A 25,205-nucleotide genomic window follows, 5' to 3' on the forward strand; every position below is an offset into this window, starting at 1 on the left:
TCAGGCTTCGCTGATTTTATTGACGCTGGTGATCTGTCCGTTCCAGATCATCTCGTAGTGGGCCGCTTGAATAATTGAAGAGACAGGCCTCGGCGTCATCAATGCCCAACAGTAGCCGCCCTGCTTGCGCACCGAGTGGTAACGAAGGCCCGCGCTCCCTGCCCCTCTGATAGCTTTGCCCAAGCGCCGGGAATGCGTGTAATCGTCGGGATCGTAGACAGGATCATTCATCGGAATCGACGTGGCATCCTTCATCCCTGTTTCCGTGAAGGTGCATGTCAGCCCGCGGAAAACAAATCGCTCGTAATTCAGTTGCCGGACGTTCGACCAATACAGATTCTGGTGATGCTGCACTTCGGCCAATGCTGTTTCCATGCTGTCAGCCAGGTACAACACACCGTAGCGACCATCGCTGAATCGCGAACCCGCCGGGTTGACGTGGGTAAACGGCGCGATCGCGTAGGAGCAGCCGGGAATACCGAACGGGATCTCGTTTCGTGGAATCAATTCCAGGTGACCCACTTCGTTTTTCAGCCTGGGATTGGTCAGTGCCTGAATCTGGTACAGGTCCTCAAACTCGTCCGCGTCCGCCACGTCATCAAACAGCGCAATAGGCGGAAACTTCGAATTGACCAATCGGTAGGCCTGCAACGGCTCGCCAGCCAGCGCTGCCAGCTGACTCACCTTCACCATTGCGCGCCTCGCAGCACGTCGATCCGCCGAAACGTCTCGTACAGAGAAATCATGTCGCCCTGAGCCATGATCTCCAGCGGAGAACGCCCGTTGAAGAACTCGTTGTCATTGGCCATTGCCGGGAAACCGTAGACGTTTTCCGGGTTATCAAAGATCAGGCGCAGCGCAGCGTGGATATTGAGCACAAAACTGATGCGCTGCATCTGGTCCGAATCCAGGCTCACGGACCAGTCGGGATCGCGCGGCTTGGCGCGTGTGTAGGTGCTGCGGGAAATGCGCAGGATCCGGCAGGCCTGATCGCTGGACGCCCCCCATTTTTCGAGAATGCCGACGGCTGCTCGCAGGCCCGTCACGCACTGCTGCTTGGAAAAGCCTTGGGTTTGCAGGGCTACTGTCATGTCCGGGGACCTCTTTATGCACCTATAGACACAACTATAGGCAAAGAGCGTCTACAGAGCAAATCTGTCTAAACTGTAGGTTCATTGACTTAGCGTCAAAGGTAGGTAGCATGATTAGCTATAAATGAAAGCTAAGGTAATTCTAGAATGACTAAAGATAACGCTGCCAGTATGCACCTGAAGGAGAAGACCATTACCCTCCCCGCCTTGCTTGATAAAGCCAAGGGAGATGCTACGTTTCGTGAACTTCTACACAATATCTTCGCGTTTTCCAGCAAGATTGAAGCTATTCGTGGCGAGTTCGGCAAGATAATCGGCCTGACGGGTATTGAATACACGGCCCTGATCGCCACCGCTTACATGCGCAATATCGATACGGTTTATGTGAACACCCTCGCCGACCATCTGCACCTCAGCGGCGCCTTCATCACACTGCAGACCAATAAGCTGGCGAAGAAAGGGTATCTGACCAAGACCAAGGACCCGGACGATGCGCGTCGCGTTCAATTGGACCTGACTGTGCAAGGATACGAAGCACTCTCCAGCCTTGCTCATTCGCAACAGCAAGTTAACGACGTGCTCTTCGCCGGTCTCGATCAAGAACAATTCCAGGCGCTGGCCAAGGCGTTCAATTTGCTCGCCAACAACGGCGACCGTGCTTTTAATCTGGCCAGCTTCCTCAGCAATAACAAATAAGCCCCTGACACCGATCGCGCTTGAGACGATCGTTGCCCTGCTCCGTGCTGGCGAGCAGGACAACGGTAGAGCCCGAGAGGGTCGTTTCAAGCACCCGCCGCCGTCAGCGACGCAACCTTGGGCTCCTTGATCAAGGCAAACAGCACCATCGCCAGCGCGGCGACAACACCGGGAATGGCGAAGGCCATGAAGTTAAGCTGCAAAGGCAGGTTGATGCCTAACAGCACACCCCCGAGCAAAGGACCAACGATGGCGCCACTACGACCGACCCCGGAAGCCCAGCCCATACCGGTTGAGCGAATGGAGAGGCCATAGAACTGGGCAGCGCAGGCATACAACAAAATCTGCGTACCGATGGTCGTGGCACCGGCTACGGTGATCAGGAGATAAAGCACCGGCATCGAGCTTCTCACCCCCAGAAGACTGACCGACACGGCTGCCAGTATCAGGAAGATCACCAGCACCTTCGGCAGATTCATCCGGTCGCCAAGCGTACCGCCAAAGATAGCGCCGAGTACCGCGCCGACATTCAGCGCCACCAGGAAGGAAAGACTGGAACCCATGCTGTAGCCGGCGTTGGCCATCAACTTCGGCAACCAGGAACTGAGTGCATAGATCATCAGCATGCAGCAGAAAAAGGCCAGCCACAGCAGCAAGGTACGCAACGCTCTGCCCTCGCGAAACAACTCCAGAAGTGACGCCGGCCGGCCATTGGTTTCGCTCATGACCAGTCTGTCGTCCTGTTCCAGATTGGAGCCTGGATCGACGCGCAGAAGAACGGTGCGTGCCCGCTCCGTACGGCCCTGGCGCACCAGGAAGCCTACCGATTCGGGGAGCTGCCAGTAGATCAATGGCAGCAAAATCAGCGGCACCACGGCAGCGAAGAACATCGCCTCCCAGCCAAAGCGAGGCAGGATGAAAATCCCTACGCTGGCCGACAGCACGCCACCCAACGGATACCCGCAGAACATGATGGAAACCACTGCGGTGCGAACTTTCTTCGGCGCGTACTCGTTCATCAATGCCACGACATTCGGCATCAATCCGCCGCACCCCAGGCCTGCAAAGAAGCGACACACGCCAAACTCGGTGGGGCTGCTGGCGAACCCGTTGATCAACGTGGCGCAGCTGAAGAGTAAACAGCACACCGCGATGCCCTTCTTGCGACCGATCTGGTCGGCCAGGGTGCCGAAGCACACGGCACCAAACATCATGCCGAAGAGCGCATAACTACCCAGCGCGCCAGCCTCCAGGGGCGTCAGCCCCCACTGCTGCATCAGCACTGGCAGGACAGCGCCGTAGATGAACAAATCGTACCCGTCGAAGATAAGCAGCAGAAAGCACCAGCCCATCACCATCCAATGGAAGCTGGCAACGCGAGCATTGTCGATGATTGTGTGTACGTTTACGTTTCGCATGACATCTGCCTCTTTTTATTGTTGGGTCACGGTCAAGAGAGAAGTCCTTTCAGGAAAGCCTCTGGTACAGGCTGCGGATACGGTCGACCGGCGTTTGGCGGGCCCACCATCGAGCCGGGTACAAGAGGAAGACGGACTGACCGATCTGCCCACTCATCCTCTGCGCGAAGTTCGCGGCTTTCGCTCGACGGAAATAGTATCTAACCGTATTAGCTTACTTTGCAAGCTATTTTAAAAAGCGATAGCCGACCGGTCTTATTCTCTGCCTGACGCCCACGCACCAGTGCGCACGGGCGCACTCGCCACCCGCCCGAGGTGCCCTTTCGCTCTGTATCTGCCCCACGGATACGACCGACGGCAACCATCAAGCTATTATTAATTGCTTTTCTTGTTAGCTTTAAATATAAGCTTTACCCGCGCTCGCCCCATAAAACAGCGCGCCCAACCACTATAAAAACAAGAGAACGACATGAATCAGTATCCGAAATACAAACCCCAGGTACTCGCTACTGCCGTCACCCTTGCCCTCCCGCTGACCTCACTGGCTGGCGGTGGTGGTTTCATCGAGGATTCCACTGCCACCCTGACCGCGCGCAATTACTACTTCAGCCGCGACTTCTCCAACATCGTCGGCCCAAGCACACAGTCCAAGGCCGAGGAATGGGCGCAAGGCTTCATCCTCAATTACGTGTCCGGTTACACCTCGGGACCGATTGGTTTTGGCGTCGATGCCATCGGACTACTGGGCATCAAGCTCGACAGCAGTCCGGATCGATCCGGCACCGGCCTGTTACCAGGCACCTACGGCCACAGGGCGCCGGACATCTACAGTCGCCTGGGCATCGCGGGCAAGGTCAAGGTGTCGAAGACTGAGTTGAAGGTCGGTGAACTGCAGCCGAACCTGCCGGTGCTGGCACTCACCGACAACCGTCTATTGCCGAACACGTACCAGGGCGTATCAATCAGCTCCAGCGAAATCGCCGGTCTGACGCTGCAGGGTGGCCAGCTGCATTCGATCAGCCTGCGCAGCGAAGCGGGAGACGAGGAAATCGGCGCAATCGTCGGATACTCGCCGCAACGCGATGCCCAGAAACAACTGATCACCTCGGACCGCTTCAATTATGCCGGGGGTGACTATTCATTTAACGAAAACCGCTCAACGGTCAGCGCCTGGTATGGCCAACTCGAGGATCTCTACAACCAGAAATACCTTGGCTTCAAGCACAGTGAACCAGTGGGCCTGTGGACACTGGGCGCCACCCTCGGCTACTTCAAATCCGCCGAAGACGGCAAGCATCTGATCGGCGAAATCGATAACCAGGCGTTCTACTCGTTGCTGTCGGCCAAGCGCGGCGGGCACACCTTTTATGTGGGCTACCAAGGCATGTACGGCGAGGACGGTTTCCCGCGTGTGTTCGCCACCGTGTCGCCCTTGGGTAATGAGGTCCCGACCTACGAGTTCGCCTCCGCCGACGAGCGCTCCTGGCAGGTGCGCTATGACTTCGACTTCGCCGCGCTGGCGGTGCCCGGCCTAGTCGCCAGCGTACGCTACATCAAGGGGGATAACGTCGATGCCGGTAACTTCGAGGGCAAGGACACAGAGCGCGACCTGGACCTGAGTTACACCTTCCAGAGCGGCCTGCTGAAGAACGTCTCTCTACGAATGCGCAACGCCGTCGCACGCTCTAATTATCGAACTGACATCGACGAAAACCGCCTGATACTCAGCTACACCCTGAAATTTTTCTGAGTCACCAGCCGCCCTCTTCGCGGAACCTTGTAGGAGCGAGCTCGCTCGCGATGGACGTTAACGATAACGCGTGTTTGCTGGATAAAACGCGTTGCCCTCAAGTCCATCGCGAGCAAGCTCGCTCCTACAAGTTTTCTTATCTGATTGACCTCATCGCACGTTTACATGCGCAGTGACTGGCTCACTCCAGGTAGTCCACACAAAACTCACCGACGAAAAAAACCGCAGATAAACTGCGGCAAAATTCCTCTTCATCAATCATGAGTGAGGCTGCTGATGAATCAACAACCTCGCTCAACTCATCAGATTTCTTCGTTAAGGTCGTACTGCGAAGCAAAGGTGTCCAGGAGACTGGCACTGCGCTTCCAGTCAAACGCTCTGAACGATGCCCCTTTGGTCACGAAGGTAGCACCTGAGTAGAACATCTCGTATTGGGTATGACGGGAGGCGTATTCCGAACCTATTGCGTCCCAGGCCAGGTTAAAGAATTTCACCCGCTCCACGGCGTTCGCAATCGGCGACTGCTGGGTTTTCTCAATCAGTTCACGCATTTCCGGATTGGCGAAATCCTGGGTAGAAGACGGCAACATAATGACCCCTCCCCCGGCCAGGTCGCGCAATCGGGAGATGAACTTGGGATACAGCTGCTGCGCAATCACCTGGGAAGCGTAAAGAAGGTGACGATCCGGTACGAAATACTCGCCGACGTAGGAGCCCTTGCTCTCCATTCCGTTAACGAAGGATTCGGAAATAGCCGCTTCCGCTGCTATCTGCCCGAGCTTCTCGCGAACCTGCGGCAAATTAATGATGCCGTTCATTTCGGCCGTGCGATAAGCCACACCGGCAAGAAAGCGCATTTTGACCATCAGGCGAACCTGTGCCTGATAGTTCTGGTAAACGTGTGCCGGCGTTTCATGAAACTGGGCCATGCACATATCGGTGTCGCGGTGCACGAACACCCGATCCCAGGAAACCTTGACGTTGTCGAAATACAGCAGCGCATCGTTCTCGTCGAAACGGCTCGACAGAGGGTTCTGGAACACGCTCTGGTTGTGCTCTTCATATGATTTGCGCGAGAGGATTTTCAAGCCCGGCGCATTCATCGGTATGGCAAAGGAAACGGCGTACTTCTCCTCCTCACCTTTCTTCAACGGCTGAAGGCAAGTCACCAATACTTCGTTGGCCATGATGCCGCCGGTAGCCAGCATTTTCGCGCCCCGAATGGTGATGCCCTGCTCATCTTCGGCTGCTATGCCCGCCGTCAGGAACTCATCCGCCTGCTCACCCGTGGACTTTGAGCGGTCCGCTTGCGGATTGATGATGACGTAAGTCAGGTACAGGTCGTTGTCACGCGCATAGCGGTAGTAATTACGCAGGTTCTGGGCACGCACCTTATCGTACTGCTCGAAACGCTCGATCCCCATGACCATGCCAGAAATACAGCTGGCAACGTGATCCGGCGCACGCCCCAGGAACCCGCAACTCAGACCTGTCCACGCTTCCAGGGCCATGCGGCGTTGCTTGAGATCCTCGGGGCTTTTTGGCAGTTGCCAGATACGGTTGTAGCGCTCGCCGGACTCAGGATCGACAGTCGTCATCAACTCCAAATGGTCGTGCTGAAAGTCGTACAGATTACTCAGCCACTCAATGGAACCGGCAAAGGCACGGTGAGTGGTCACGTCATCCACCCGTTCGCCATTGATGTAAACACTGCGTCCATCACGGAGCGATTCAATGTGTTGAAGTGAAGTCTTGATCATTTTGTTGTTCTCCAATACTGACGGATGGGCAGGTTCAGGCGATTTCGGCGTAACGACCGCGGCAGAAAACCAGCGGAAGGCTGTGATTACTGCTGGTAAAACTCACGACTTCACCGACAAAAATGATGTGATCGCCGCCGTCGTAATCGGCGTACGGCTTGCATTCGAATTGAGCCAAAGCGCCGATGAGCAAAGGCGTCCCGGTGTCTCGAGTTTCAAAATCGACGTTTTCCCATTTATTTCCCAAGGCCCGGGAAAATTTGTTGGAAAGCTCGACCTGCTCCTTGCTCAGCACATTCACGGCGTAATGACTCGCTCGCTGCATTGACTCGAGACTCAGCGCGCGGCGATCCAGGCTGAACAGCACCAGCGGCGGATTGATTGACACAGAGTTGAAGGAGCTCATGGTGATGCCGAGCGGACGGTTTTCGCTGTCTTGGGCGGTGATGACCGCAACACCAGTCGGGAACTGGCCCAAAGCAGCACGAAACTGAGATGCATCGAATGACATGGGATTCACCTTTTATTATTAGCTTTGCGACAAAGCCAATAATACGCCAGCAACGATGATCGTCAAGCTTTTTATAATAGCTATTTTTAAAAGCTTTTTTTGAGTAAGGCAACACCTTGGAATTACATGAAAATAAGGAAGTCGCTGGTGATGAATGCCGTGCTGGTGTACACGTGCAACGCAGGAGCGAGGGTTTCGGGGAGGTGCCGATAAGGCGTTAGAGGAGTGCTGGCATTGGCATTTGGCGGCAATCCGCAATGTGCGCAGAAACCATTTAGATACAGCCCGAACGCGGGACCGCGTTCAGGCCGTGGGGGATTTTTATACGTGCCAGCACCTTGGAGAGGCTGCTTGGCCATGCTGCGGACAATTACTGTTGAAGAGCGCTCTGAAGCAGTTGCTCCACCGCGTGCGCGATGCCGAGGATCCGCAGATCGGCCCCCCGCTCGCCCATCAGCATCAATCCCACCGGGGCACTGCCCTGTTCGTGACACGGCAGGCTAATAGCGCAGCGATCGAGGAAGTTCGCGATGGAGGGATTGCGCAACATCAGCAGATTGGCGTGCTGGAAGCGTTCCGGATCCTCCATCTCCCGAAGGGTCGGCGCGACGATCGGCACCGTGGGCATGACCAGCGCGTCGTAGTGAATGCTGATCGCCGCGACACGTCGCTGCAGATCGGCCCGCGCCTTGATCAGGTCGATGTAATCCGCAGCGCTCTGATGCTGGCCCTTTTCGATACGGGTCACGACATTCGGGTCGTAGCTGTCTCTATGGGCCGCGATCAATTCTCGGTGCCACGCCCAGGCTTCGGCCGCAACAAAGCCACCTTTGCCGTTGATAGCGGGTAACTCTCCCAGCTCGATCAATGGGATGCGATCGATCTGCGCACCGGCCTGAGCGAGCAGCATCAGTGTCCGCTCAAAGGTCGCCGCGACCGCAGCGTCCATCCCGTCCAGCGTCAGCGTTGTCGGAACCGCCAGGCGCAGTCCTCTCAGACTTGTCCGGATTATCGGCTTGACAACATCGCCGGCCAGAATGTCGTTCAAAATTGCAACGCACTCTACAGAGGCGCCCAGCGGCCCGACCGAATCCAGACTGCTAGACAGCGGAGACACACCGCTCTGCGGCACTTTTGATGCTGTCGGTTTGAAGCCCACGATGCCGCACAGCGCCGCGGGAATTCGGCAGGAGCCGCCGGTGTCGGTGCCCAGGCTGGCCACGGCCATCTGATCGGTAATGGCAATCGCAGCGCCGGATGATGAGCCTCCAGGAATCCTTGGATTTGAGCGTTCCCAAGGGTTTTCCGGGGTGCCGTAATGGGGGTTTAGACCGAGTCCGGAATAAGCGAACTCCGTCATGTTGGTCCGTCCGACAGGGATGAAACCCGCATTACGCAGGCGGCGCACCACTTCAGCATCGATACCTGCAGGTTCGCGATCGGCAAGAATCCTGGAACCACAGGTGGTCACCTCTGCGGTCATGTCGAACAGGTCTTTGATGCTGATCGGCACACCGGCGTAAGGCGGGACCGGGACGCCCTGCTCACGCAACCTGTCGTAGGCCTTGGCCTGCGCCAGGGCTTGATTCCTCAACTGCTTGGTAAAGACCTTGGCCGCCAGCGCTGGCTGGCGATCCATATTGTCGATACAGCGCTGGACCAGCTCTTCGCTGCGCAGCAACGAATTCACGGCCTGGCTGATGGTCAGTAGCGTCATGGCATGACTCCCGGGAGCTTCCAATTCACGCCGGATATTCCTGGCGTCGAATACAAAGAGAGGGCGCCCGAATCACCCGTATGGACAACGCCTTGGAATCGGCTTGCAGGAATGGAATCGGGCTGCGAACAACCGCTGTCACTCGTAATAGTGGATTTCCAGCAACACACAACCGTCGTGCGACTTGAACGGGCCGTGGAACGCTCCAGGTGGACGGCAAGCGTAGGTATTGGGCTCAAAAGACTCGCCACCTTGACCCTGCTCGTCGTTACCCACAGTCAGATCGCCAGAGACCAGGTACACCTCTTCCCAATAGTCATGCACAAAAGGCTTGGTTGTGAAAATACCCGGCTGGAAACGCAACAAACGCGTGCGGGTGCCCGACTTGCCTGCCTCATCCAGTGACCCGGACAGGATGAGCTGCTCGATGCCCTTGGGGTAGCCCGGCGGAGTCTCCCAGCCGGAGTCCATATCAACCGAATAGAATTCTTTGTGCTCTTTATTGATCATTACAGCGTTCTCCTTAATTCAAGCAGGACTGCTTGAGACGTGAGTTGCCTTGGCACAGGCCGGAAGGCTCAGTGGGCGGCCCATTCGATTTTGCTGATGTCGATACCGTCCTTGTACATGTCCCATAGCGGCGACATTTCCCGCAGCTTGGAAACAGCGGCCTTGATCATCACAACGGCCTGGTCGACTTCGGCCTCGGTCGTGAAACGACCCAGGGTGATACGCAGTGAGCTGTGGGCCAGTTCGTCGCTTCGACCCAGCGCACGAAGTACATACGAAGGCTCAAGACTGGCCGATGTGCAGGCGGAACCGGACGACACCGCAAGGCCTCTCAGGGACATCATCAGCGATTCGCCTTCGACAAAATTGAAACTGATGTTCAAGTTGCCCGGCACCCGATGTTCCAAGGAGCCGTTGACGTACACCTCTTCCATCCCGTCGAATCCCGCGAGTAGCCGATTTCGTAGACTCAGCACGCGCGCGTTTTCGCTTTCCATCTCCAGGGCCGCAATTCGAAAGGCTTCACCCATGCCGACGATCTGATGGGTGGGCAACGTGCCTGAACGCATGCCTCGCTCATGTCCGCCACCATGGATCTGGGCCTCCAGGCGAATGCGCGGCTTACGGCAAACATAGAGCGCCCCAATGCCTTTGGGCCCATAAAGTTTGTGCGCCGTAAACGACATCAGGTGCACATGAACCGAGCGCAGGTCGATCGCCACTTTGCCGGCGCTCTGCACTGCATCGACGTGGAAGAACACATCGCGCACCTTGCAGATCTCACCGATGGCAGCGATATCGTTGACCGTACCGAGCTCGTTATTGGCGTGCATGATGGAGACCAGAATGGTCTTGTCGGTGATCGCGTTGGCCACCGCTTCCGGCTGGATCAGGCCATTTTTATCCGGGTCCAGATAGGTGATTTCAAAGCCTTCCCGTTCGAGATGGCGGCACGAGTCCAGCACTGCCTTGTGCTCAATGCTGGAGGTCACAATGTGATTGCCCAGGTTGCGATAGAACCGGGCGACGCCCTTGATGGCCAGGTTGTCGGATTCTGTGGCACCGGAGGTCCAGACAATTTCTCGCGGATCTGCATTGACCAGGTCGGCGACCTGTTTGCGCGCGTTATCGACCGCCGCTTCAGCCTCCCAGCCAAACGAGTGAGAGCGCGAGGCGGGATTGCCAAAGAGCCCGTCCGCCGTCAAATACCGGCACATCAGCTCTGCAACCCGAGGGTCGACCGGCGTGGTCGCGGAGTAATCCAAATAAATATTTTCGCTCATTGGCAGACCTATACCCGTTCGAGACGCTGTGTTCGATGAGTTAGTGTCTAATATGATTAGCTTCTTTTGCAAGCTTTTTTCGTTACTTAAAACCCATCGCGTCACACCCTGCCTTCGACCGAAAGCCTGGTTACTCCACGGCTAGTATTTTTTATATTGCTTTTTTTGTTAGCTACTTTTATAAGCTTTAAGTAAGCGGTGACACATCAGCCCGAATCTCGACAGAGAACGGCCCGCCCTGCATTCACTGACAAAAAGAGAGACCACACAATGACAGCACTGACCTTCAACTGCGTCTCCAGAACCGGCGTTGAGCTCCGTGAGTTTCACATCAACGATGTGATCATTGCGGGCTGGACAGGTCGCGATCGCGGCGCGGTCGAGGCGCATATCGTCGAACTGGAGGAACTGGGCGTGAAGCGCCCCGCTACCATTCCGTCGTATTACTTCGTCACCGACGACCGCCTGACCCAGCGCGAGAGCATTCAAGTGCTGGGCTACGAATCCTCCGGCGAAATCGAGTTTTTTTTGCTGAATGACGGCGAACGACTGTGGGTCGGCCTTGGGTCCGATCACACGGACCGCAAGGTCGAGGCTTACGACATCACAGTGTCCAAGCAGATATGCAGCAAACCCGTTGGCCGCACACTCTGGCCATTGGACGAAGTGCGGGAGCACTGGGATCAGCTGGAATTGCGCTCGTGGAGTAACGACAGCGGAGCCGCCGTTCTGTATCAGGAAGGCAAAGTCACCACGATGCTGGAACCAGAAGCCCTACTGGAACGTTTCGCGGCAACGTGCGGGACAACCTTCGAGCCGGGCATGTTGATGTTCTGCGGAACCCTGGCAGCCATCGGCGGCATTCGCTACACGAGTCACCTGACCCTGGAGCTGAGAGACCCTTTGCTCGATCGCAGCATCCGATTCAGCTACCAAATGGAGAATATCTGACCTGTCGCGCGGCCTGACTTCGATTCAGTGCCGCGCCATTTCCCAAATCTGCGAGGAGTTCTCAATGTCCAGAGTGAGCTGGCATTTGGCGCCGCTACAAACGTTATGGTTTTTCGAAGCCGTCGCTCGCACAAAAAGCTTCACGCGCGCCGCTGAAGAATTACGCGTGACCCAAAGTGCAGTCAGTAAACAAGTCAGTCGCTTCGAGGACTACCTCAATGCCCCTCTGTTCATTCGTGGACCTGGTGCCATAGAGCTGACCAGCACTGGGGAACTGCTCATTGGCTGCGTCGGCTCTTTCCTCCGCTCGTTTGATCGGGCGCTGATTACTGTGCATGAGCAGCAAGCACAATTTGAGCAGCCACGAATACCCTGTAGCAGCCGAAGGCTGCGTTCGGCTGCGCAGCAGTCGTGAAATCAGAAAATGCGGTGCTTCAGGATGACCTCGTGCTCAGGGTTTACGACTGCTGCGCAGCCGAACGCAGCCTTCGGCAGCTGCTACAGGGTCGCGTTATGGCTTAGACCTGGCGGCTAAACAGAGTTGGCGGTACGCAGCCACCAATTGGTCAAGCGTAAACGCGCGATTTCGCCCGCTGGGATTGGGCAGGATCCATACCGCGGCATTGCCGAAGGTCTTCGGTTGAAGCCCCCACGCAATGTCTCGCTGGCCGGACAGCGCGCAATACGCGGCCTTACCGAGAAACGCCACGTAACGTGGCGCATAGCGCTCGATCTTTTGTTCAAAATCCGCGGCGGCCGCGGTGAATTCATGTAACGACAGCTGATCCGCGCGCGCCGTAGGCCGTTCAACCACGGCGGTTAATCCACACTGATACTGCAAAATCGTCCGATCGTTTTCCGGGCGCACCTCCTCCGGTGTGAAACCGGCTAGATGGAGCGTGCGCCAGAAGCGATTGCCCCGACCCGCAAAATGATGCCCTTGGGCAGCGGCCATCACGCCTGGGTTGATCCCACAGAAAATCACGGCGAGATGTTCAGCGAGAATATCTTCGAGTCGTTCGCCCACCATCACCTCATCCGCCACAGATCACGCTGACTGCATTGCGTGCAAGCTCCGTCAACTCTGTGCGGGATTTGCCCGCCCGCGCACGAATCGAAATGCTGTGCAGCAGCGATGAGGCGAGTACGGCAAGGGCGGCAGCATCGACGTCGCTTTTCAGCTCGCCGGATTCCATAGCCTTGCGCAGACGAGTTTCCAAACTGGCGTCGAGTCTGCTCAGCCGATCCGCAAGAACGTCGCGTATTTCAGCGTCCTCGACCGCTTCGGTTGTCGCCGTGCCGATTGCAAAACAGCCACGGGGTTGGCTATCGCCCGAGAAGTAAATCGACAACTGCCCCTCATAAAACCGCGTCAGCGCCTCGCGCAATGTCAGCGCATCGTCTGTCAGCGCCTCGTCCATGGCTGCGGCGGCAAACTCCCAATACTGCTCAAGTGCCTTGAGATACAGCGCGTGTTTGTCACCGAATGCCGCATAGAGGCTGGGACGATTCATTCCGGCCGCCGTGGCGATGCTGTCCAGCGAAGCGCCGGAATAGCCGGTGCTCCAGAACACACCAAGCGCTTGCTGCAGCGCTGTCTGCGGGTCATACGCACGAGGGCGGCCGCGGCCTTTGCCCTCTACAATCTTTTTTTGTGCCATGTCGTACAAAATCCTTGAATGAAGGTGAGTGCAGGGATATTCTTACACCATCGCACAAAATTAGGGAACCAGAAGTTCCTGAATGTCAGGTTTGTTGAAGCGAAGCTCGAACTGGGTATTGCGGCGACGAAACAGGTGCGGCGGAGCAACCCTCCCAACCGCTCACGGGTTTGCTTTCTCACAGCAATTATTAACGTCAGGGCCGCAGCTGTTAGCCCGATTTCCCGGTTAAAGGTGTATTCGATCATGACTAAACAGTTCGACATCCCGGCTTCGCAGACCTTCGAGCAGCCAGTGCAGGTCAAAAAGCCGCTCAAAGAAAAGTTACGGCCCTTCCTGATGGTGGGCGTCCCTGCCCTCTTCGCCGCCGTGGGTTACGCCCACTACGTGGCAGGCGAGCCCTTCGTTACAACCAACAACGCCTACGCCCGGGTAGCCAAAGCCTCGATCAACGCACGCATCTCCGGCCAAGTCGTCGAAATCGCGGTCGAGGACAACCAGCTGGTTCACAAAGGCCAGGTGCTGTTCCGGATCGACCCGAAGCCCTTCCAGATCGCGGTCAACCGTGCAGAAGCTCAATTGAGTGTGGCGCGACTGCGCATCGATGGCCTCAAGGCCAACTACCGCCAGCAGCAGGCTGAACTTCAATCGGCCAAAGAGTCAGTCGATTTCGACCAACGGGAATTTGCCCGGAAGAAAGCGCTGGTGGCCACCGAGTTTGTTTCGCGCGCCATTTACGAACGCGCCGACACGGACCTTAAAATTTCACGGCAACGCATCGTCTCGATCGAACAACAGATCGCCAGCACGGTGGTTGCCTTGAACGGCAATCCGAACATCGAATCCGATAACCACCCGAGCGTTCGTGAGGCCAAGGCGCAGCTCGACGAAACCCGACTGTACCTTTCGTACGCGACGGTCTATGCGCCGGATGACGGCATCGTGGCCAAGGTCGACGATTTGCAGGTTGGCAACTTCGTCAACAACGGTGCGCCCGCCTTCGCCCTGCTCTCCGATCGCGAAATCTGGGTGGAGGCCAACTTCCGCGAAACGGAAGTGACCCACATGCGCCCGGGCCAGGAAGCGACCGTCAGTATCGATACCTATCCTGATCGCGTGTTCAAAGCCCACGTCACCAGCATGAGCCCCGGTGCCGGATCGGACTTCTCCCTGCTGCCACCGGAAAATGCCACCGGCAACTGGGTCAAGGTGGTTCAGCGAGTACCGGTTCGTCTCGAACTCGACGAGGCCGATCCTGCCCTGCCGCTGTTCTCGGGCACCAGCGCCACGGTCAAGGTCGATACCGGCTATCGCTCGCCTTGGTGGCACCCGCTCAAGGCGCTGTTGACCGCAGGTAACTTCTGATGAACGCCAACGCTGGAGGGACCTCTGCGGGCTCGCTCAGGTTCGCCGTTTTGCTCGCCACTTATATGCAGTCGGCGAACCTGCCTCTTCCGAACGCGGTACTCCGGTTGATCCAGGGCACCCTGTCGATGACTGACGACGAGGCGGGCTGGATTTTCACGGCGTACCTCGCGGCGAGCGCCATCACCATGCCCATTGCCCAATGGCTGGCCGGGCGCTATGGCGTGAAGCGGGTGTATCAAACCGCGCTGGCCTGCTTCGTCCTCGGTTTGCTGCTCGCGACGGTATCGACCACCTCGCTGGAGTTCATCGGCGCACGCATCATTCAAGGTCTCGCCAGTGGCGTAATAGCGCCCCTTTCGATGGCGATTGCGATGGAGACATTGCCCGCTGAAAAGAAGATGAAATTTGGCGCGACCTGGACGGCCATCGTGCTCTTCGGCATCGTCAGCGGCCCGAGTATCGGTGGCTGGGTCGCCGAGCATTTCGACTGGCGCCCGATCTTCTACATCAGCCTGCCGTTGTCGGCGTACATCTTCCTGGTCGTGGCGCTGTTGCTGGGCGAGAAAAAGGCCGAGAAACCGCCGACGTTTGATTTCTTCGGCTTCGGCACCTTCACGCTGGGGCTGATCAGCTTGCAAATGCTCCTCGACCGCGGCGAACGCATGGACTGGTTTGCCTCGACCGAGATCTGCCTGGAAGCGATGGCCTGCGCACTGGGGCTCTACCTGTTCGCGGTGCACATGGCGACCCGCAAAGTGCACTTCGTCAACAAGAGTCTGTTCAAGGATCGCAACTTCGTGTTGTCGACGATCATTTTCTTCGCCGTCGGTTTCGTGTTGTTGTCGACCATGGCCCTGACGTCGCCGATGCTCGATGAGATTCTCGGCTACCCGCCGGACACCACCGGTTCCCTGACCATCCCGCGCGGTATTGGACTGGTCGGTGCGTTCCTGTTGATGAACCGTGTTCCGGAACGCTTCGACCGTCGGTTGTTCGTGGCGGCAGGCGTCGCGGTGGTGATTTACGCCAACTGGTTGATGCTCGGCTACTCGCCATTGATGGACTGGTGGCCCGTCGCGCTGGCGGGTGCCATCCAGGGGATCGGCATCGGCATGTTGATGCCGTCGCTGACCAAGGTGGCGTTCAGCACCCTCGACCCCAAGCTACGCCCGGAAGGCACCGGCCTGTTCAATCTGTCACGGGTCTACGGCAGCACCATCGGCGTTGCGATTGTGCAGATTTACTTCTTCAACAACACGCAAGCGATGCACATGGCACTGGCCAGCCATGTGACGCCCTATAGCGTCGCCGCTCATTCCGCGACGGCCTCGATGTCCTTGCCAGCACTTGAAGGGCTTAACCACCTGATCACCCACCAGGCCGCTTTTATCGCCGTTGTCGACCAATTCAAGATTTTGATGGTGGCGATGCTGGTGGTGAGTCCGCTGGTGGTCTTTCTTCGCAAACCCGCACCGACCAACTAGTTATCGTGGAGTCTGCCCAATGAAATCTTTAGCGCTGGTAATCAACAGATACCTGTTCCAAATGAAGGTCGGTGCGTTGTCGGCTCTTGTGTTTCTGTCCGCCTGTACCGTCGGCCCTGACTTTGAATCCCCCGCGGCAAGTATGTCGCAACACTATGATCAACAGGCTGAACAGCGTCTTGGCCAGGGCGGCAACAAGCCCGGCGAGCAACGCATCAACCTTGGCAAAAAGGTCAACGGTGACTGGTGGACTGCGTTCCGCTCGCCGAAGCTCGACACGCTGGTACGTCGGGCAATCGATGGCAATCTCGAGCTGGTGGCTGCCGACGCAACCATCCGCCAGGCGGCCTCCTCCGTCGCCGCCGCCGAAGGTGCGCTGTATCCGCAGGTCGATTTTGGCGCGACAGCTGGCCGCCAACGGGTACACACTGCGAAAGAGCCTTCCATCTCCAATTTCTATGCGATCGGGCCACGGGTCGGCTTCGACCTTGATGTGTTTGGCGGTAACAAGCGGCAGGTCGAACAACAGGAAGCCTTTACCGAACTTCAGACACATCGGTACGAAGCAGCCTATCTGACCCTGACCGGCGATGTCGCGAGCCAGGCATTGTTGCTGGCTTCCGCCACCGCGCAGATGCAGGCCGTCGAAAAGCTGTTGGCCAATGATGCGAAGAACCTAGAACTGGTGCGCATGGCACACGCCAGTGGCACCACCACGCAGATCGACGTTTCGCTGGCCGAGACACGGCTCGCCCAGGACCGCACGTTGTTGCCGCCCCTCGCCCAACAGCGTGATTCGGCACGGCATGCGCTGTCGATCCTGACCGGCAAAGGTCCTGGTGACTGGATCGCGCCGGACTTCGATCTTGCCGAGTTTGCCTTGCCGTCCAACGTGCCCGTCAGCCTGCCATCGGAAATGGCCCACGGTCGGCCGGACGTGTTGCAAGCAGAAGCCGAACTGCACATGGCCAGCGCCGCCGTGGGTGTCGCGACTGCGAACCTCTATCCCCGCGTAACGCTGTCCGCATCGCTTGCACAGGCCGCTTCCGGCAATGGCGGCGCCGCACTCTGGGGCTTCGCCGCCGGCGTTGCGGGTCCGATCTTCAATGGCGGAACGCTCAAGGCTGAACGCCAGGCCGCCGTCGAGGGCTATAACGCAACACTCGCCGGCTACCAACAGACAGTGATCAGCTCGTTCGGTCAGGTCGCCGACACGTTGCAGGCGATCAACCATGACGCCGAGGAAAACCTCGCCCAGGAAGACGCGTTGCGGGCCGCCGAAACCAGTTTTCGCTTGAACCAGCAAGCCTTTGCCCAAGGGGCAAACAGCATTCTCCAGGTGCTGGAGGCGGAACGCGCTTATGAGCAGGCGCTGCTCGGTCAGATCCGAGTGAAGACCGCGCAGTATCTCGACACGGTGCGACTGTTCGTTGCACTCGGCGGGAACTCCGTCGGTGTCTTCGAGCAAAAAGTGGCCAGTCGCGAAGCGCACGCACCTACCTATCAATAGCGCACCCGCGCGGTCATCAACACTTTTACGAGCAGCCACCTCCGCCGTTGCGGTGGTGGCCCCAGGCAATGGAGTAAAGAGATGTCTTACGAACCGATTTTCGATGCACTTCGCGAAACCAGATTCACCCTTGCGCATGGCTCCGGTGAAATGCCGGCAGTCGGCTTCGGCACCCTGTTCAAAGACCTGAGCGTGACCACTCAAGCGGTCAAACATGCACTGGAAACCGGCTTTCGCCATTTCGATTGTGCAGAGCGCTATCGCAACGAAGAAAGTGTCGGTGTGGCGTTCAAGGAGTTCCTGGAAACGGGCAAGGCCCGGCGAGAGGACCTGTTCATTACCACCAAACTGTGGAACACCAACCATCGTCCAGAGCGGGTTCTGCCGGCGTTCGAAGCCAGTTGCCGACGACTGCAGGTTGATTACATCGATTGCTACCTCATCCATACGCCGTTCGCCTTTGAAGCCGGCGACAACCAGGACCCACGGGATGCATTCGGCCATGTCATTTACGACTCGGGCGTCACGCTGATCGAAACCTGGAGAGCGCTTGAAGCCCTGGTGGATGAAGGCCGCTGCAAGTCCATCGGCTTGTCTGATATCACCCTGGCAACGTTAAAAGAAATCGTCGCTGTGGCCCGGATCAAACCCGCCGTTGTGCAAGTTGAATCCCACCCGTACTTGCCGGAATGGGAGCTGCTTGAGTTCTGTCAGCAACAGGGCATCGTCGTCCTGGCCTTTGCACCACTGGGCCATGGCATGGAACCGAATGTGCTGGAAGACGAAGTGATTACCGCAGTTGCCCGCCGTGTACAGAAGACGCCGGCACAAGTGGCATTGGCCTGGGCCGTGCAACGCGGCGTCGCGTTTTTGACCACCTCGGCCACACTGAGCCATATCCGCGAAAACTTTGATATTGCAACCCTGCCGCATCGGGCCATGCATGAAATCCGCGAGGAGATCACCACTCGTATACGCTTCAACTCGGTGGTGGAAACCGGTGTACCGGGCTTCATCCCCAGGAAAAAGTAAGGCACGACAAAGGGAGCGGCTTTAACAGAGCCGCTCTTTTTTTTGGTCACAAGAATCTTTCTTCAGGCCAGCCCCTATAATTTTTGACTTCCCCCCTGAGGTGAAAACGATGGACGTTTTCCAAACCATGCGTTTTTTCACGGCTGTCGCCCAGAGTGGCAGTTTTACCGCGGCCGCCCAGTTATTGGACTCCACCACCACGAGCGTTTCCAAAGCGGTGTCCAGCCTGGAGGCCCGGCTGCAGACGCGTCTGATCAACCGCACGACCCGACGCCTGGCATTGACCGAAGCCGGTCTGCGTTATTTGCAACGGTGCGAGAAGATTCTTGAAGAGGTGCGTGAAGCAGAAGAGGAAGCGGGCACTGCGCAGGTCAGGCCCGTTGGCAGGCTGAAAATTCACGCGATGTCGGCCATTGGCAATCATTACGTGATCGATGCCATGGCCAAATACAGAGAGACGCATCCGTCGGTGATGTTTGATTTGACCCTGACCAACCGGCTGCCTGACTTGCTGGAGGAAGGCTATGACATGTCGATTGTCCTGGCGCGCGATCTTCCCGACTCAGGTTTTGTAGCTCAGCGGCTCGGCGTGACCTACAGCATTCTCTGTGCTTCGCCGGCCTACGTGAAGAAACGCGGAGTCCCCGATTCGCCGGGCGCGCTGGGGTTACATGATTGTTTGAGAATAGTGAATACGGTAATGCCGGTTGAAAACTGGGCATTTGAAGGGCCGGAAGGTGCGGAGACTGTGAACATTGCGTTGTCGCCGTTTCACGTCAATACCGCCGATGCGATGACCGTCGCCATAAAAAGCGGCATGGGTATCGGTATTCAACCCATTGGTTCGGCAGTCGAAGGCCTCAGGGCCGGTACGTTAGTGCGCATACTGCCTGAGTATCATTTTGAGGAGTTGAATCTGTTTGCCATCTACCCGTCACGAAAATTCGTCGATGCAAAGATAAAGACCTGGGTGGAGTTTCTCAAAAGCACCATTCCCGTCTCGTTGGCATCCGATGAAAAAATCGTCCGTGCATCAAAAAAGGCTCATCGTTTCTGAATCCGTAGTGCTGCAGGCATGGAGTGTCGACCCTCCACGGTGCCTACCGTACTCAACCGTTTGAACACCCGGTGCCCATCACTTGATACTGAAGGATATGGCGTTGGCCATTAGAGTCCTCATAAGTCATTTGGGCTGGAACCGGTCCGCACTGGTCGGGAATATCTGAAACGGCAATCACTTTCTTGATGTCGAGTTTGGTTCCGTATGCGTAGTTTTCAACCGGTGTGTTGCTGGTTGCGGCAGTTGAGTGACTGTCGTCTGCAAATGCCTGCGAACCTATGCCGCCAAGCGCAAGAATCAGCGCAATTTTAAGAATTTTCATTATGTTCACCGTATCGTTCAGGGGTTAGCTCTTTCGAGTTTTTTACCGTGCGAGCGAGTTGCTACTTAGTTCATTTGCTCACTCGGTAGACACGATGCTAAGTGTTTCTCCTTCCCCCAAACAGCGACCCGCTGGACAAACACTGTTGCTGGTTTTCGCATGAATAAAGGGCCACGGCGCCCTTGTAGCGCAAGGTGTCAACCTTGTATTAAACACGACATGTAAAAGGTTATTATTTGACGCATTCCTGATATGGGCAAATTGCTATCGTGCGCCGCCAACATTTGAAATAGGGGGCTGCGAAGTGACATTCACTGAAAAAGCCAAAAACGCCAAATCCCGGGGATGGGGATGGGCGTATAAAAAGGTAAGGAGCTTTGGATGCTCACCCATGACGGCTTTCTACAGGGCAAGTCTTTTTACCCTTCGCGGTGACACGGGCGTTTTCACTAGCGGTCGGAGCTGGCAAACATTCCGACTGCGACGTTAGCACTCGGGTAATACCAGCCTGGAGGCCTCCTTGTGGGGTCTCCAGGCGTTCCTGATGGCAGGCAATCGGCTATTCAGTCGCCGCGCAGGATCAATGCGTGCGCACCGTCCCACTCGGCGAAGATGTCTTGCCCGCAATGCACCCCAAGCAGGTTGTAATCGGCATGCGGTTTTTGCACCTGCAATTCGAGCCCACCGCGGGCTTCGAGATAGATGTTCACCATCGAACCGATGAACTCTTCACCGACCACCGTGCAGGCTAACCGGTTACGTCGCACAGGCTGTGTGGTCAGGTCGAAATGCTCGGCGCTGACGCAGACCGTGACTCGCTCTGCAGGGACAACCGATTTGCCTTCCGGTAGCCGCGCGAGGAATCCGCCGTGTTCCGAATCGATGCGAATCAACCCGCTCTCATCGAAGCCCACGACCGTGCCGCACAGGATGTTTTTACCGCCGACGAACTCGGCGACGAAGCGGTTGTGAGGTTCAAGAAAAACCTCCTGCGGCGAGCCGATCTGTTCAACCCTGCCCCGACTCATGATCACCACGCGATCGGCCATCGCAAAGGCTTCGGACTGACTGTGGGTGACGTAGACGAAGGTGATACCGAGGTCTTTTTGCAATCCGGTCAGCACGCTTTGCATGCGCACGCTCAGATGCGCATCGAGTGCGCTGAGGGGTTCGTCAAGCAGCAGGATCGGCGGCTCGGTGACCAACGAACGTGCCAGCGCCACGCGTTGGCGCTGGCCGCCGGAGAGCAGACTGATATCGCGCGTGGCGAATTCCTCCAGTCCAAGTCGCTCAAGCCACACAAGCGCCTTCTTTCGCCGCTCAGCCTTGGCCATGCCTCTCATGCGCAGACCGAATTCGACATTCTCCAGGACGTTGAGAAACGGAAACAGCGCCAGGTTCTGCCAGACCAGCGGCGTCTCCCGTTCCCAGGAATAGAGGTCATTGATGCGCTCGCCATTCAGGCGAATTTCGCCTTCACTCGGCTTGTCGAGGCCGGCGAGCATGCGCAGCGTCGTGGTCTTGCCACAGCCGCTCGAACCCATGATCGCGACGAACTCGCCTTTGTAAATCTCCAGGTTCATGCGCTCGACGGCCTGGTAACTGCCGAAATGCTTGACCACGTTGTCGAATACCACCAGCGGTTGAGTCATGGCTGAATCCTTCGTGTCCGGATGATTGTCAGGGTGGTATCAGGCACTCGCGGGCTTGCGCCGGCGCATCAACAGCAGTTGCGCGAGAATCACCAGGGTCATGGTGGTGATGAAAACGATGGTGCCGATCGCGTTGATGGTCGGGCTCACCTGCCCTTGCAAGGTGTTGAGGATGCGCACCGGGACGGTCTCGTTGAGCCCCGAGACGAACCAGGCGACGGCGAACTCATCGAAGGACACGGCCATGGTCACGAACAGCGCGGCGAAGATACTCGGCGCGGTGAAGGGCAGAATCACAAAACGCATCGCCTTCCACTGATTGGCCCCCAGGTTCCACGCTGCCGCCTCGATGTTCGGATCCATCTGCGCCAGGCGCATCCTGATGACTGCCATCGCGAACGGTGCGCACATCACGATGTGGCTGATCATCACCGCGTAGAGTTCGCCGGACAGCCCGACCCGCGACAGGAAAGCCAGCATGGCCAACCCCATGATCACCACCGGAATGGTCGGTGGCAGCATCGCCAGCGCCATGTACATCGACTTGCCGAAAAACTGGTAACGGTAGTCTGTGTAGGCCGCCGTGAATCCGAGCAGGGTCGATACCAGCGACACCACCACACCCACCGTGAGGCTGTTCTTGAAAGCCTGCCAAACCGCCGGATCGGCGGCGATCATTTCGTACCAGTGCAGGCTGAAACCACCCAGCGGCAAAGACGGGAAACGGTCGATGTTGAACGAAAACACGAAGCTGCCGGCAATGGGCGTAAAGATGAAGATGAACACCAGTACGACAAAGCCGCGCAGCAAGAAGTTAATCAGCCGATGCTCGTTCATGCGCGCCTCCGGTAAGCGAAACGAACCGCGCCAAAAGCCGCGATGAGCAGCGTCACAATCATCATCGTCGCGATCACCGCCGCGCGAGGCCATTGCTGACCGGACTTGGTGGTGTCGGTGATCAGCGTACTCAAGGTCGGCGGCTGGCCACCGCCCAGGTAGAGCGGGCTGACGAAGTCGCCGAAGGTCAGGATGAAGCAGAACAGCGCGGCGACGACAATGCCGATCCGCGCCGATGGCACCACCACCAGGAACACCGTGCGCAGGCGTCCGCAGCCAAGGTTGTGCGCCGCCTCGATCAACGAGCGATCGATGTACATCAGGCTGAACAATTGCAGTAAGACCACCAATGGCAGGCACAGTGTGAAGTAGCCGACATAGGTGCCGAACGCGGTGTTCAGCATCGCCAACGGCTCCAGCCCCAGCAGGCCGAGCGCGGCGTTGAAAATGCCGTTATCGCTGAGAAACACCTGCCATGAGTACGTGCGCACCAGGTAGCTGGTGAAGAACGGCGTGACCAGCAGCAACACCAGTAACTGCTTTGCCGACTCACGAAACTTGAAGGCGATCGTATAAGCACACGGGAAGGCCACCAGGCTGACCAGCACGGTAGCGCCCGCGGCCATCGCCAGGGTATGCACGTAGGCATCCCAAAAAAAACTACGGCTGAGCATGTAGCTCCAGTTCAGCCACTCGAACGTCGGCACCATGCGGAAGTTGCGCACCAGCCAAAAGCTGATCGCCAGCAGAAACACCAGCGGGACCAAGAAGAAGATCAGTTGCCAGATCAGGATCGGCATCGAGAAGCTGAGGCCGTACCAGGGCAAGCGCCACACCCTTTTGGTGCCGCGCGGCGTCGCGGCACCCGTGTTATCGGAGAGCACCGACGGCGACGTCTTTAACTTTTCTGAAATCATTGCGACCACCTCCTCGCGTCTCGTCAAGCACCCTTGTATTGCGACCAGAAGTCGTTCCACTCATCCAGGCTTTGCTGGATCGGCAGTTCGCGGTACTTGATGCGACCGTCGCGGATGTCATCCATGACGTTGCGCTGGCCGAGCAGCATGCCTTGACGCCTGGCTTCGGCAGGGTCGGTCTGGTTCAGCAGCTCCCAGCCTTTTTTGCTCGGGATGAGCGCCGGGTAGGCGGCCATCTTCGCCGACTTGACCTGGCCTTCCGGCGAGGTGATGTATTGGATGAATTTCTTCGCCAGGTCCGGGCTGTGGGCCTTTCTGGCGATGCAGTAGGACTCGGTCCATTGCAAACCACCCTCCTTCGGCAACACGGTTTTCACCGGCGCCCCGGCACGCTGCAAGACACCGGTGATCCAGTCGCCGATGCCACACATGGCGTGGATCTGACCGTTCTTCAGCGAAGAAAAGGTGCCTCCGTAATCGAAGAAACCACCGATCTGCGGGCGCATGCTCATCATCTTTTGCTGGACTGTTTGCCAGTGCGCGGCATCGATGTCGTAAGGGCGCGCATTGCCATTGAGCAAGCTGATTTGCCCAAGGTTCGGCAGGTGCCAGTCGAAATGTCCCACCTTGCCCTTGAGGCTTTCATCCCAGAACACGTCATAGCTGCGCACCTTGGCTTCGGGAACGAGCTGCGTGTTGTAGGCGATACCGAGAAAGCCAAAACGAATCAGCACCGAGTAGAGCTTGTCGCCCTGCCAGTGACCGGGGAAATGCTGGAACTCCGGGTAGAAGTCATCGAAGGGATAGTCAGCGGGGTCGAGTTGCTCGATGTATTCGGCGGCGTTGAGCTGCTGGACATATTCGGCGTCGGACAGGATCAGATCGAAAGTACCGGGCGGCGATTGCGAGAGCAGCCCCAGCATGTTGTCGCCGCCGGTGTAATACTTGGCGCGGACCTTGACTCCGTATTTGCGCTCGAAATCGGCGACGATGTCCGGCTCGGCGTGTCCGGCCCAAGCGAGGATGACCAGTTCTTTTTCCGCTGCGGCAAAGCTTCTCATGGGCAGTAATCCGGACAGCGCTGCGGTGCCCGCCAGGATGCCGGTGGTCTTGAGAAAGGTACGGCGCGAAAGGTCGATGCGTTTATTCATTATTGTCTCTCCCGGGTGATGGAAAGTGCCTCTGTCCGTTTCATCCCTGTGCTCTTGCCTCCTGCTGCCGCAGCCAACCCCACGCATCATTAGCTGGCTGGTTGCATTGCAGCAGGTCGCCATCACCCGTTTTTGTGCGCGCCCGACCCAAAGTTTGTCAGATCCGACCCAGCAACGACGCGCCCCCTGTAGCAGCTGGCGAAGTCTGCGTTCGGCTGCGAAGCAGTCGTAAAGTCAGCCTGTGCGGTGCGTCAGACCTACCGCGCACTCAGGGTTTACGACTGCTGCGCAGCCGGACGCAGGCTTCGCCAGCTGCTACATCTATGGTTACCCCCTTTTCTGCAATACTGTTTTTGATGCGTGTTTGGCTTGCTTTCATCTATCCGGCGTCTGAGTGGGGGTTATGGCCCCGCGCCTCGATGAGAATCGATGCCTAACGACCCTAATTAGGGTGACGGCCTTTCAGCCGTGTAGCAGCTCAGGGTTGTCGTCAGGCCGGTTGGCCGTTCACGTCATCAGTTATC

Annotated in this window: 24 protein-coding genes; 9 read left to right on the forward strand and 15 right to left on the reverse strand. The window is 57.4% G+C overall.

Going from position 1 to position 25,205, the window contains the following annotated elements:
- A complete protein-coding gene (locus tag AEQ67_RS03575; RefSeq protein ID WP_059402513.1) occupies nt 1-693 on the reverse strand; it encodes an RES family NAD+ phosphorylase in 693 nt (230 codons plus the stop codon).
- Entirely contained in the window at nt 687-1,091 is a 405-nt protein-coding gene (locus AEQ67_RS03580; protein ID WP_059402514.1) for an antitoxin Xre-like helix-turn-helix domain-containing protein, read from the reverse strand. The genes AEQ67_RS03575 and AEQ67_RS03580 overlap by 7 nt, the downstream gene beginning before the upstream one ends.
- A 147-nt stretch (nt 1,092-1,238) precedes the next feature.
- On the opposite strand from AEQ67_RS03580, the gene AEQ67_RS03585 reads away from it, so the two are divergent.
- Nucleotides 1,239-1,787 carry a MarR family winged helix-turn-helix transcriptional regulator gene (locus AEQ67_RS03585; RefSeq protein WP_059402515.1) on the forward strand — a complete coding sequence of 183 codons (549 nt, stop codon included), beginning with the start codon at nt 1,239-1,241 and terminating at the stop codon, nt 1,785-1,787.
- Between the two features lie 86 nt (nt 1,788-1,873).
- Here the strand turns inward: AEQ67_RS03585 and AEQ67_RS03590 are convergent, their stop codons facing one another.
- On the reverse strand, nt 1,874-3,205 hold the full coding sequence (locus tag AEQ67_RS03590; RefSeq protein ID WP_059402516.1) for an MFS transporter: 1,332 nt from the start codon (nt 3,203-3,205) through the stop codon (nt 1,874-1,876).
- A gap of 469 nt (nt 3,206-3,674) precedes the next feature.
- On the opposite strand from AEQ67_RS03590, the gene AEQ67_RS03595 reads away from it, so the two are divergent.
- A complete protein-coding gene (locus tag AEQ67_RS03595; RefSeq protein WP_059402517.1) occupies nt 3,675-4,955 on the forward strand; it encodes an OprD family porin in 1,281 nt (426 codons plus the stop codon).
- Nucleotides 4,956-5,257: 302 nt separating this feature from the next.
- Here AEQ67_RS03595 and AEQ67_RS03600 read toward each other — a convergent pair whose 3' ends face one another.
- From AEQ67_RS03600 to AEQ67_RS03620, 5 genes are all read right to left on the reverse strand, one after another.
- Complete coding sequence (locus AEQ67_RS03600) at nt 5,258-6,715, reverse strand: 4-hydroxyphenylacetate 3-hydroxylase family protein (RefSeq protein ID WP_059402518.1); 1,458 nt, start codon at nt 6,713-6,715, stop codon at nt 5,258-5,260.
- A gap of 34 nt (nt 6,716-6,749) precedes the next feature.
- Nucleotides 6,750-7,226, reverse strand: a complete 477-nt coding sequence (locus AEQ67_RS03605) for a flavin reductase family protein (protein ID WP_059402519.1) — start codon at nt 7,224-7,226, stop codon at nt 6,750-6,752.
- 370 nt (nt 7,227-7,596) lie between these two features.
- Nucleotides 7,597-8,943: an amidase gene (locus tag AEQ67_RS03610; protein WP_059402520.1), complete on the reverse strand. Its 1,347-nt coding sequence runs from the start codon at nt 8,941-8,943 to the stop codon at nt 7,597-7,599.
- A 138-nt stretch (nt 8,944-9,081) separates the two neighbouring features.
- A complete protein-coding gene (locus AEQ67_RS03615; RefSeq protein WP_059402521.1) occupies nt 9,082-9,453 on the reverse strand; it encodes a cupin domain-containing protein in 372 nt (123 codons plus the stop codon).
- A gap of 68 nt (nt 9,454-9,521) precedes the next feature.
- Nucleotides 9,522-10,736 (reverse strand): IscS subfamily cysteine desulfurase, encoded by a 1,215-nt coding sequence (locus AEQ67_RS03620; protein ID WP_059402522.1) that lies wholly within the window; start codon nt 10,734-10,736, stop codon nt 9,522-9,524.
- 270 nt (nt 10,737-11,006) lie between these two features.
- Here AEQ67_RS03620 and AEQ67_RS03625 point away from each other — a divergent pair, with 270 nt between their 5' ends.
- On the forward strand, nt 11,007-11,687 hold the full coding sequence (locus AEQ67_RS03625) for a DUF2848 domain-containing protein (protein WP_059402523.1): 681 nt from the start codon (nt 11,007-11,009) through the stop codon (nt 11,685-11,687).
- Nucleotides 11,688-11,751: 64 nt separating this feature from the next.
- Nucleotides 11,752-12,102 (forward strand): LysR family transcriptional regulator, encoded by a 351-nt coding sequence (locus AEQ67_RS36545; protein WP_059402524.1) that lies wholly within the window; start codon nt 11,752-11,754, stop codon nt 12,100-12,102.
- Nucleotides 12,103-12,198: 96 nt separating this feature from the next.
- Here the strand turns inward: AEQ67_RS36545 and mug are convergent, their stop codons facing one another.
- Together mug and AEQ67_RS03640 are read right to left on the reverse strand one after the other, a co-directional pair.
- Entirely contained in the window at nt 12,199-12,714 is a 516-nt protein-coding gene (mug, locus tag AEQ67_RS03635; protein WP_059402538.1) for a G/U mismatch-specific DNA glycosylase, read from the reverse strand.
- Between the two features lie 7 nt (nt 12,715-12,721).
- Complete coding sequence (locus AEQ67_RS03640; RefSeq protein WP_059402525.1) at nt 12,722-13,348, reverse strand: TetR/AcrR family transcriptional regulator; 627 nt, start codon at nt 13,346-13,348, stop codon at nt 12,722-12,724.
- A 246-nt stretch (nt 13,349-13,594) separates the two neighbouring features.
- On the opposite strand from AEQ67_RS03640, the gene AEQ67_RS03645 reads away from it, so the two are divergent.
- From AEQ67_RS03645 to AEQ67_RS03665, 5 genes are all read left to right on the forward strand, one after another.
- Nucleotides 13,595-14,713, forward strand: coding sequence for an HlyD family secretion protein (locus tag AEQ67_RS03645; RefSeq protein ID WP_059402526.1), 1,119 nt, complete (start codon nt 13,595-13,597; stop codon nt 14,711-14,713).
- Complete coding sequence (locus AEQ67_RS03650; RefSeq protein ID WP_059402527.1) at nt 14,713-16,200, forward strand: MDR family MFS transporter; 1,488 nt, start codon at nt 14,713-14,715, stop codon at nt 16,198-16,200. Before AEQ67_RS03645 ends, AEQ67_RS03650 begins: the two co-directional genes overlap by 1 nt.
- Before the next feature lie 19 nt (nt 16,201-16,219).
- Nucleotides 16,220-17,710 carry an efflux transporter outer membrane subunit gene (locus AEQ67_RS03655; RefSeq protein ID WP_059402528.1) on the forward strand — a complete coding sequence of 497 codons (1,491 nt, stop codon included), beginning with the start codon at nt 16,220-16,222 and terminating at the stop codon, nt 17,708-17,710.
- Nucleotides 17,711-17,791: 81 nt separating this feature from the next.
- The gene (locus tag AEQ67_RS03660) at nt 17,792-18,742 is read left to right on the forward strand and encodes an aldo/keto reductase (RefSeq protein ID WP_059402529.1); all 951 of its coding nucleotides are present in this window, start codon (nt 17,792-17,794) and stop codon (nt 18,740-18,742) included.
- Nucleotides 18,743-18,851: 109 nt separating this feature from the next.
- The gene (locus AEQ67_RS03665) at nt 18,852-19,799 is read left to right on the forward strand and encodes a LysR family transcriptional regulator (RefSeq protein WP_059402530.1); all 948 of its coding nucleotides are present in this window, start codon (nt 18,852-18,854) and stop codon (nt 19,797-19,799) included.
- A 52-nt stretch (nt 19,800-19,851) separates the two neighbouring features.
- On the opposite strand, the gene AEQ67_RS03670 is transcribed toward AEQ67_RS03665, so the two are convergent.
- The 5 genes from AEQ67_RS03670 to AEQ67_RS03690 all read right to left on the reverse strand — a co-directional run bounded on the left by AEQ67_RS03670 (nt 19,852) and on the right by AEQ67_RS03690 (nt 24,681).
- Nucleotides 19,852-20,124 carry a DUF2790 domain-containing protein gene (locus AEQ67_RS03670; RefSeq protein WP_059402531.1) on the reverse strand — a complete coding sequence of 91 codons (273 nt, stop codon included), beginning with the start codon at nt 20,122-20,124 and terminating at the stop codon, nt 19,852-19,854.
- A 563-nt stretch (nt 20,125-20,687) separates the two neighbouring features.
- The gene (locus AEQ67_RS03675; protein WP_059402532.1) at nt 20,688-21,776 is read right to left on the reverse strand and encodes an ABC transporter ATP-binding protein; all 1,089 of its coding nucleotides are present in this window, start codon (nt 21,774-21,776) and stop codon (nt 20,688-20,690) included.
- Nucleotides 21,777-21,815: 39 nt separating this feature from the next.
- On the reverse strand, nt 21,816-22,613 hold the full coding sequence (locus tag AEQ67_RS03680) for an ABC transporter permease (protein ID WP_059402533.1): 798 nt from the start codon (nt 22,611-22,613) through the stop codon (nt 21,816-21,818).
- Complete coding sequence (locus AEQ67_RS03685) at nt 22,610-23,530, reverse strand: ABC transporter permease (protein WP_059402534.1); 921 nt, start codon at nt 23,528-23,530, stop codon at nt 22,610-22,612. The genes AEQ67_RS03680 and AEQ67_RS03685 overlap by 4 nt, the downstream gene beginning before the upstream one ends.
- Before the next feature lie 23 nt (nt 23,531-23,553).
- Entirely contained in the window at nt 23,554-24,681 is a 1,128-nt protein-coding gene (locus AEQ67_RS03690; RefSeq protein ID WP_059402535.1) for an extracellular solute-binding protein, read from the reverse strand.
- Between the last annotated feature and the right edge of the window lie 524 nt (nt 24,682-25,205).

Source organism: Pseudomonas sp. RIT-PI-q (assembly GCF_001297125.1).
Taxonomy (GTDB): domain Bacteria; phylum Pseudomonadota; class Gammaproteobacteria; order Pseudomonadales; family Pseudomonadaceae; genus Aquipseudomonas.

Bases quoted from the DNA above. Each gene is read 5' to 3' on its own strand.
- AEQ67_RS03615 (WP_059402521.1), bottom strand. From the start codon at position 9,453: ATGATCAATAAAGAGCACAAAGAATTCTATTCGGTTGATATGGACTCC.
- AEQ67_RS03575 (WP_059402513.1), bottom strand. From the start codon at position 693: ATGGTGAAGGTGAGTCAGCTGGCAGCGCTGGCTGGCGAGCCGTTGCAG.
- AEQ67_RS03670 (WP_059402531.1), bottom strand. From the start codon at position 20,124: ATGAAAATTCTTAAAATTGCGCTGATTCTTGCGCTTGGCGGCATAGGT.
- AEQ67_RS03600 (WP_059402518.1), bottom strand. From the start codon at position 6,715: ATGATCAAGACTTCACTTCAACACATTGAATCGCTCCGTGATGGACGC.
- AEQ67_RS03680 (WP_059402533.1), bottom strand. From the start codon at position 22,613: ATGAACGAGCATCGGCTGATTAACTTCTTGCTGCGCGGCTTTGTCGTA.
- AEQ67_RS03640 (WP_059402525.1), bottom strand. From the start codon at position 13,348: ATGGCACAAAAAAAGATTGTAGAGGGCAAAGGCCGCGGCCGCCCTCGT.
- AEQ67_RS03655 (WP_059402528.1), top strand. From the start codon at position 16,220: ATGAAATCTTTAGCGCTGGTAATCAACAGATACCTGTTCCAAATGAAG.
- AEQ67_RS03620 (WP_059402522.1), bottom strand. From the start codon at position 10,736: ATGAGCGAAAATATTTATTTGGATTACTCCGCGACCACGCCGGTCGAC.
- AEQ67_RS03660 (WP_059402529.1), top strand. From the start codon at position 17,792: ATGTCTTACGAACCGATTTTCGATGCACTTCGCGAAACCAGATTCACC.
- AEQ67_RS03610 (WP_059402520.1), bottom strand. From the start codon at position 8,943: ATGACGCTACTGACCATCAGCCAGGCCGTGAATTCGTTGCTGCGCAGC.
- AEQ67_RS03650 (WP_059402527.1), top strand. From the start codon at position 14,713: ATGAACGCCAACGCTGGAGGGACCTCTGCGGGCTCGCTCAGGTTCGCC.
- AEQ67_RS03645 (WP_059402526.1), top strand. From the start codon at position 13,595: ATGACTAAACAGTTCGACATCCCGGCTTCGCAGACCTTCGAGCAGCCA.
- AEQ67_RS03675 (WP_059402532.1), bottom strand. From the start codon at position 21,776: ATGACTCAACCGCTGGTGGTATTCGACAACGTGGTCAAGCATTTCGGC.
- AEQ67_RS03625 (WP_059402523.1), top strand. From the start codon at position 11,007: ATGACAGCACTGACCTTCAACTGCGTCTCCAGAACCGGCGTTGAGCTC.
- AEQ67_RS03595 (WP_059402517.1), top strand. From the start codon at position 3,675: ATGAATCAGTATCCGAAATACAAACCCCAGGTACTCGCTACTGCCGTC.
- AEQ67_RS03580 (WP_059402514.1), bottom strand. From the start codon at position 1,091: ATGACAGTAGCCCTGCAAACCCAAGGCTTTTCCAAGCAGCAGTGCGTG.
- AEQ67_RS36545 (WP_059402524.1), top strand. From the start codon at position 11,752: ATGTCCAGAGTGAGCTGGCATTTGGCGCCGCTACAAACGTTATGGTTT.
- AEQ67_RS03665 (WP_059402530.1), top strand. From the start codon at position 18,852: ATGGACGTTTTCCAAACCATGCGTTTTTTCACGGCTGTCGCCCAGAGT.
- AEQ67_RS03590 (WP_059402516.1), bottom strand. From the start codon at position 3,205: ATGCGAAACGTAAACGTACACACAATCATCGACAATGCTCGCGTTGCC.
- AEQ67_RS03690 (WP_059402535.1), bottom strand. From the start codon at position 24,681: ATGAATAAACGCATCGACCTTTCGCGCCGTACCTTTCTCAAGACCACC.
- AEQ67_RS03585 (WP_059402515.1), top strand. From the start codon at position 1,239: ATGACTAAAGATAACGCTGCCAGTATGCACCTGAAGGAGAAGACCATT.
- AEQ67_RS03685 (WP_059402534.1), bottom strand. From the start codon at position 23,530: ATGATTTCAGAAAAGTTAAAGACGTCGCCGTCGGTGCTCTCCGATAAC.
- AEQ67_RS03605 (WP_059402519.1), bottom strand. From the start codon at position 7,226: ATGTCATTCGATGCATCTCAGTTTCGTGCTGCTTTGGGCCAGTTCCCG.